General features: G+C 49.8%; 5 protein-coding genes. All 5 read left to right on the top strand.

The window, feature by feature from the left end; translation table 11 throughout:
- Positions 1-554 (top strand): NADH-quinone oxidoreductase subunit J (locus Q0238_RS08835; RefSeq protein ID WP_363317135.1); only part of this gene is annotated, 554 nt, incomplete at its 5' end.
- A 1-nt stretch (position 555) separates the two neighbouring features.
- Positions 556-879 carry an NADH-quinone oxidoreductase subunit NuoK gene (nuoK, locus tag Q0238_RS08830; RefSeq protein ID WP_005869753.1) on the top strand — a complete coding sequence of 108 codons (324 nt, stop codon included), beginning with the start codon at positions 556-558 and terminating at the stop codon, positions 877-879.
- A complete protein-coding gene (gene nuoL, locus Q0238_RS08825) occupies positions 872-2,719 on the top strand; it encodes an NADH-quinone oxidoreductase subunit L (RefSeq protein WP_297945220.1) in 1,848 nt (615 codons plus the stop codon). Before nuoK ends, nuoL begins: the two co-directional genes overlap by 8 nt.
- 7 nt (positions 2,720-2,726) lie before the next feature.
- The gene (locus Q0238_RS08820) at positions 2,727-4,256 is read left to right on the top strand and encodes an NADH-quinone oxidoreductase subunit M (protein WP_297945217.1); all 1,530 of its coding nucleotides are present in this window, start codon (positions 2,727-2,729) and stop codon (positions 4,254-4,256) included.
- A partial coding sequence (locus Q0238_RS08815; protein ID WP_297945214.1) for an NADH-quinone oxidoreductase subunit N occupies positions 4,246-5,224 on the top strand: 979 nt, incomplete at its 3' end. The genes Q0238_RS08820 and Q0238_RS08815, both read left to right, overlap by 11 nt.

Genomic DNA, 5,224 nt, shown 5'->3' with positions numbered 1-5,224 from the left:
GATTCCGCCGCGCAGGGGGAGGAGCAATGATACAAACGCTTGCATTTTATTTTTTCAGCGCGGTTTGCCTGGCGCTTTTTTGCATCAGCGTTTTTAGCAAAAACGTTCTTTACGCCCTTAGCGCGCTTGCCGGCGGCATGGTTTTTATGAGCGGATTTTTCTTCTTGCTGGATGCGGAGTTTTTAGGCGTAGTGCAGATCATAGTTTACACGGGCGCCGTGATCGTGCTTTACGGCTTCGCACTGATGTTTTTGGGCGCAGATAAAAACGTAAGCGAGCCGAAAAAGGGTGCAAGGCTATTTTTCGCGCTTAGCGGCGTGATCGCATTTTTACTCGTGATTATCGTGCTCGGCGCGGTGGTCGCAAACAACGTAGAAACGCTTAAAATTTTAAACACCGACGATACCGAGGCGCTTGGGATGATTATCTTTACGAAATATCTGGCGATTTTCGAGCTTGCCGCCGTGATGCTGCTCGTGGCGATGATCTGCGCTATCGTGCTTGCGCATAAGCAGATGGACGCGAGCCTGAGTTACGAAGAGAGCGAGGGGTAAAATGGGTCTAAATCACTATCTGATCGTCGCTGCGATGATGTTTGGGCTCGGGCTTGCGGGTATGATGAAGCGAAGAAATTTGATCATGCTCTTTTTTTCGAGCGAAATTTTATTAAATGCCGCAAATTTAGCCCTCGTCGCCGTAGCGAAATTTTACGACAACATAAACGGCGAAATTTTTGCGCTTTTCATCGTCGCGATTGCTGCGAGCGAGATGGCCGTGGGGCTTGGACTACTCATCTTGTGGTATAAGAAGACGGGCAGCATCGAACTTGACAGCTTTGTAAATTTTAAAAATCCTTCCAAGGATGGACCGGATGCTTGATACCGTTTTTGTGTGGCTCTTAATCGCCCTTTTCGCACCGCTTGCCTCGGCGATCTTCGCAGGCGTTTTCATTCGCGCCAAAGATAAGATGTTTATTGGCGTAATCTGCTCGGCGCTGGTGATTTTAAGCACTATCGCGTCGCTTGCTTTGATGGAGCTCGTCTCTGACAACCGCCTAATCAGCGTAAGCTTAGCCGATTTCATAAGCACCGGATTTTTGGACGCAAAATTTAGCTTTCTCATAGATAGCGTAAGTGCGGTGATGATGGTGGTCGTAGGCATCGTTTCCAGCGTCGTGCACGTGTATTCGATCTACTATATGTGGGATGATGAAAACTTCGCTAAATTTTTCAGCTTCCTGGGACTTTTCGTATTTTCGATGCTGGTTTTGGTAACGAGCGATAATTTTTTAGGACTTTTCATCGGCTGGGAGGGGGTCGGACTCTGCTCGTGGCTGCTAATAGGCTTTTGGTATGATAGGAGCAATTACAGCTGGTGCGCCAACGAAGCTTTCATAATGAACCGCATCGCAGATCTTGGGATGTTGCTTGGAATTTTTCTAATATATTTAAATTTCGGTTCGCTGCGCTACGAAGTGGTGTTTGCGAACGCAGCGGGCTTGGAGCCTGAAATTTTAACCCTGATCGCCGCACTTTTATTTATCGGCGCGATGGGCAAAAGCGCGCAGTTTCCGTTCCATACCTGGCTTGCCGACGCGATGGCGGGTCCTACGCCCGTGTCCGCGCTCATTCACGCAGCGACGATGGTTACGGCAGGCGTTTATCTGGTGATCCGCGCAAATGCGATTTTCGCGCTCGCGCCCGAAGTAAGCGGCTTTATCGTCTGCTTGGGCGCTTTCGTGGCGGTCTTTGCGGCGTCGATGGCGCTAGTTCATAACGATCTTAAAAAGATCATCGCCTACTCCACGCTTTCGCAGCTTGGCTATATGTTCGTAGCCGCGGGGCTCGGGGCGTATTGGATCGCGCTATTTCATCTGGCGACGCATGCGTTTTTCAAAGCGCTTCTATTTTTGGGAGCGGGCAACGTAATGCACGCGATGAAAGACGATCTAAATATCCAAAATATGGGCGGATTATATAAGTTTATGCGACCTACGGCGATTTTAATGTGCATAGGCTCGCTCGCGCTTTGCGGATTTTATCCGTTCGCGGGCTTTTTCTCAAAAGATAAAATTTTAGAAGCGGCGTGGAGCGCGGACGCATATTTTATCTGGGCGCTGCTGTTTGCGGGCGCTGCGATGACGACATTTTACAGCGTGCGTCTGATAATGCTCGTGTTTTTCGGCAAGCAAAAATTTACCCACCATCCGCACGAGGCGAAAGGCTTTGCCCTCATCGCGATGGGCGTATTAGCCGTGCCTGCGGTGATCGCGGGCTTTTTCGAGCACGATTTTGCGGAGTTCGTACTTAACATACTGCCGGGCTTTAAAGCTTCGATCCCGCACGGCGTGGAGGTAATTTTGATCGCTCTAACGCTAGCGATGATAAGCGCGGTGGCGATCGGCACGATTTGGACATACGGCAAGGGCAAATTTAGCCAAAATTTAAAGAACTGCAAATTTTATAAAATTTTGATCGCGCAGTATTTTATCCCGCAAATTTACGAGCGCGTGATCGTGCGCGGATACGCCAAGCTTAGCGAGATCTGCGCTAAATGCGACGGCGCGATCATAGACGCCAGCGTCGATCTGATCGCTCGCGTGGCGGTAAAAAGCGGCGAAGGAGCGGATCGCGCAAGTAATAGCGGAGATTTGAGCGCAAATTTAAGGTGGATGGTTTTGGGATCTTTCATTTTGCTGATTTTGGCGTTTGCGCTGTGAGGTGGGCATGGAATACTTTTTAAGTTTGGTTATATTTTTTCCGGCGGTAGCTGCGGTTTTGGGCTTTTTGATCGACGAAGCGAGCATCAAGACCTACGCCGTTACGATGAGCTTTATAGAGTTCGTGCTTTCGCTTGTTTTGTGGATACTCTACGAGCCGGTGGACGGTATCGCGTTTAGCGTGCTGCACCCTTTTATAAGCGAATACGGCATCAACTACTTCATCGGCGTGGACGGAATTTCGCTGTTTTTAGTGATTCTAAGCACGCTGGTTACATTTTTGGCGCTACTTAGCCTAAGCATTAAAGAGCGCGCCAAAAATTTAATCATCTGCATTCTATTTTTAGAGATGACGATGGTGGGCGTTTTTGTGGCGCTGGATGCGATTTTGTTTTACATCTTTTGGGAGCTTTCGCTAATTCCTATGCTCTACATCATCGGCGCGTGGGGCAGCGGCAAGAGAATTTACGCCGCGGTAAAATTTTTCATCTACACCTTCCTGGGTTCGATGTTTCTACTCGTTGGACTCGTAGCGATGAGCTATTTCTATCACGAGGCTACGGGCGAGTATAGCTTTAATATCCTAAACTGGCAAAGCCTATCGCTGCCGCTTAGCACGCAAATTCCTCTGTTTTTGGCATTTTCGGTTGCCTTTGCGATCAAGACGCCTTGCTTTCCTTTTCATACCTGGCTTCCGTACGCGCACGGGCAGGCCCCTACGATAGGCTCGGTTCTGCTTGCTGCGGTGCTTCTTAAGATGGGCACCTACGGCTTCGTGCGATTTTCGCTGCCGCTATTTCCCGACGCGAGCGTGCATTTTAGCGGGATGATGTGCGCCGTAGCGATCGTTATGATCATCTATGCGAGCTTCATCGCCTTTGCGCAGAAGGATATCAAACAGGTTATCGCGTATAGCTCGATCGCGCATATGGGCGTCATAATGCTAGGAATTTTTTCAATGAGTCGCGAAGGGGTGAGTGGAGCGGTATTTTTGATGATAAGCCACGGTATCGTAAGCGGAGGGCTTTTTATGCTCGTTGGCTTTTTATACGACCGCAGACACACGAAGCTTTTTAGCGAATTCGGCGGGCTTGCGCGCGTGATGCCGCTTTATGCGTTTTGTTTTTGCGTCGCGCTGCTAGGCTCGATAGGACTTCCTCTTACGATCGGCTTCGTGGGAGAATTCCTAAGCCTTGCGGGGATTTTTAAAATAAGCTTTAGCTACGCGCTCTTGGGCGGACTCGGCATAATAATGGGCGCGATCTATTCGATGAATCTTTATAAAAAGACCTTCTTCGGCGCTCTTGTGCATGAGGAAAATAAAAAGCTAAGCGATCTAAACAGAACCGAGCTTTGCTCTATCATCCCGATCTGCGTGCTGGTGGTAGCGCTCGGCGTCGCGCCGAATCTGATGTTAAAGAGCATCGAGCCTAGCGTGACGCAAAGCCTTGAGTTGATGTTTAACAAAGCCTCTCAGACTGCGACTCGCGCCTATATGGAAAAAGCAAATTTTAAGGTAAGAAGCGATGCAAAATAATCTTTTAAATTTAGCCTCGATCGCGCCTATGGCGATACTCGGAGGATTTGCCCTACTGATGCTCGCGGTTTCGCTTTTTGCGCGCACGTTATCGTATAAATTTTACGCCGTCATCACGATACTAGCTCTAGCTCTCGGCTTCGGGCTCGTTTTTGGATACAACAGCGGCATACGCGGGCTTTTCGACGTAATGCTGGTGGACGGAATCGCGACGCTATCGATGCTTATTATGCTCGCAGGCTCGATATTTTTCATCTTTCTGTCTTTGGGCGCAAGAAGCGCGCACGAGTACCACACGGCGGAGTTTTTCGTGCTGTTTTTATTCGTGCTTGTGGGGTATGAGTTTATGGTCGCGAGCGAAAGCTTAATGATGATCCTCGTTGGGCTTGAGACGGGCTCGCTAGCGCTTTATACGCTAATCGCGCTGCATAATCGCGCCAGATCAATCGAAGCGGCGCTAAAATACTTCATAATGGGCGCACTGGGATCGGGCTTTTTCGCATTCGGCGCGGCGATGTTTTTTCTATCGACCGGCTCTATGGAAATTTCAAACATCGCGCAGATCGCTAAGAGTTCAAATTTACAAACCAACGTCCTGCTTTTCGCCGCCTGCTCATTTATGATCGTCTCGATAGGATTTAAGCTCTCGCTGATCCCGTTTCACACCTGGACGCCCGACGTTTACGAGGGCGCGAGCTCCGCTATGGCGGGCTTTTTGTCCGTCGTGCCCAAGATCGCGGGCTTTGTCGTGGCGATCAGGCTATTTGAAGCGCTGCAAAGCATCGGCGTGCAGTGGCTAAACATCGTGCTCTACGCCGTAGCGGTGCTTACGATGAGCTTAGCGAACCTTATGGCGCTCGTACAGCGCGACGTCAAGCGGATGCTCGCTTTCAGCTCCGTTTCGCACGCAGGCTTCGTGCTCTGCGCGATCGTGATCGGCTCGACGCAGGCAAACGCCGCACTTTTCA

The sequence above is a fragment of the uncultured Campylobacter sp. genome, assembly GCF_938045775.1.
Taxonomy (GTDB): Bacteria; Campylobacterota; Campylobacteria; order Campylobacterales; family Campylobacteraceae; genus Campylobacter_B.
Note: the sequence above shows the minus strand (reverse complement) of the source record. Positions and strands in the feature narration are given on the sequence as shown.